1 protein-coding gene is annotated in these 2,281 nt (G+C 66.2%); it reads left to right on the top strand.

Annotation, left to right across the window (positions count from 1 at the left end; all coding sequences use genetic code 11):
* Positions 1–210: 210 nt before the first annotated feature.
* A partial coding sequence (nirB, locus tag B2V21_RS16945) for a nitrite reductase large subunit NirB (protein ID WP_414708419.1) occupies positions 211–2,281 on the top strand: 2,071 nt, incomplete at its 3' end.

Genomic DNA, 2,281 nt, shown 5'->3' with positions numbered 1-2,281 from the left:
GCTCTGCCCGCGAAGAGGCCCCAACTGACACTCCCCTGACAAACCCTGGCACGCAACCTGCTTCCACCCTGACAAGTCCCCGGTGCTCAACGACGATCACCCCACCGGACACCCTCATTTCGACGATCAGGCAAAGGCGCCTGGAGCATTCGCTCCAGGCGTTTTTTTTTGCCCGATGGTCAAGACACCGCAACGTGCCAGGAGATACCCATGAACGCGCTCGTGAACCTCAAGCCCCGGCAGAAACTCATCGTCGTCGGCAACGGCATGGTGGGGCATCACTGTGTCGAGCAGTTGATCGAGCGCAACGCGGTCGATCGCTACGAGATCCACGTCTTCGGCGAAGAGCGCCAGCGGGCGTATGACCGGGTGCACCTGTCCGAATACTTCGGCGGCTCGTGCGCCGAAACCCTGGCCTTGGGCGACGCCCAGTTGTACGGCAGGCACGGCGTCACCTTGCACCTGGGCCAGCCGGTGATCGAGATCGACCGTCAGGCCCGCGAAGTGGTCACCGCCAACGGGCGGCATGCCTACGACGTATTGGTACTGGCCACCGGTTCGTTCCCGTTCGTGCCGCCGATTCCGGGCTGTGAGGGCAACGCGCGACTGGTTTACCGCACCCTGGATGATCTGGACGCGATCCGCGCCGCGGCGGTCGGGGCGCGCCGTGGCGTGGTGGTCGGCGGCGGGCTGCTGGGCCTGGAAGCGGCCAACGCCTTGAAGTCGCTGGGGCTGGAAGCTCACGTGGTCGAGTTCGCTCCGCGGCTGATGCCGGTGCAGCTGGACGCCGAAGGGGGAGCGGCGTTGCGCGCGCGTATCGAAGCCCTGGGCGTGGGCGTGCACACCTCGCGCGCCACGCAGAACGTGGAGGCTGGCGAGACCCATCGCTATCGGATGAATTTCGACGGCGGCGAGTGTCTGGAAACCGACCTGATCGTGTTCTCGGCCGGTATCCGCCCTCAAGACGCACTGGGCCGCGCCAGCGGGCTGGAGATCGCCACCCGTGGCGGTATCGTCATCGACCCGCACTGCCGCACCAGCGACCCGGCGGTGTATGCGATCGGCGAGTGCGCCTCCTGGAACGGCAGCATCTTCGGTCTGGTAGCGCCCGGTTACAGCATGGCCCGCAACGTTGCCTGCGAATTGGCCGGGGAAACGCCGGTGGCGTTCAGCGGCGCCGACATGTCCACCAAGCTCAAGCTGCTCGGGGTCGATGTGGGTTCCATCGGCGACGCCCATGCCAGCACGCCGGGCGCCAAGAGCTACCGTTTCATCGACGAAGCCAACGCCAGCTACCGGCGCCTGGTGGTGGACGCCAGCGGCAAACGGGTTCTCGGTGCCGTGCTGGTCGGCGACAACAGCTACTACGACACCCTGCTGCAATACGCGCAGAACGGCATCGCCCTGCCGGCCGACCCGTCGACGTTGATCCTGCCGCTGTCCGACGGCGCACCGGTTCTGGGCGCCGACGCGCTGCCCGACACGGCCATGATCTGCTCCTGCCACAACGTCAGCAAAGGTGCGATCTGTTCCGCCATCGACGGCGGTTGCGGCGATTTCTCGGCGCTCAAGTCGCAGACCAAGGCCTGCACCGGCTGTGGCGGCTGCGCGGCGCTGCTCAAGCAGGTCTTCGAGCATGAACTGACGGCCCGTGGCGTGACGGTCGACAAGAGCCTGTGCGAGCACTTCGCCTACACCCGCGCCGAGCTGTACGCGCTGGCCCGTGTCGAAGGCATCGCCAGCTTCGAGGACATGCTCGCCCGCCACGGCCGCGGCGCCGTGGGCTGCGACGTGTGCAAGCCCACTGTCGGCAACATCCTCGCCTCGTGCTGGAACCAGCCGATCATGGATCCTTCGCTGGTGCCGCTGCAGGACACCAACGACACCTTCATGGCCAACATGCAGAAGAACGGCACCTACTCGGTGGTGCCGCGCATTCCCGGCGGTGAGATCACCCCGGACAAGCTCATCGCCATCGGCGTGGTGGCGAAGAAATACGACCTCTACACCAAGATCACCGGTGGCCAGCGCATCGACCTGTTCGGCGCGCAGTTGCACGAACTGCCGGAGATCTGGAGCGAACTGATCGAAGCGGGCTTCGAAACCGGGCATGCCTACGGCAAGTCGACCCGCACCGTGAAGTCCTGCGTGGGCAGCACCTGGTGTCGCTACGGCGTGCAGGACAGCGTGGCCATGGCCCTGCGCATCGAGGACCGCTACAAGGGCCTGCGCTCGCCGCACAAGCTCAAGTTCGCGGTATCGGGCTGCACCCGCGAGTGCG

The sequence above is a fragment of the Pseudomonas sp. UBA6276 genome (assembly GCF_002438365.1).
Lineage (GTDB): Bacteria > Pseudomonadota > Gammaproteobacteria > Pseudomonadales > Pseudomonadaceae > Aquipseudomonas > Aquipseudomonas coleopterorum.
The sequence above is the reverse complement of the archived record's forward strand: the minus strand, read 5'-3'. Positions and strand labels throughout refer to the sequence as shown.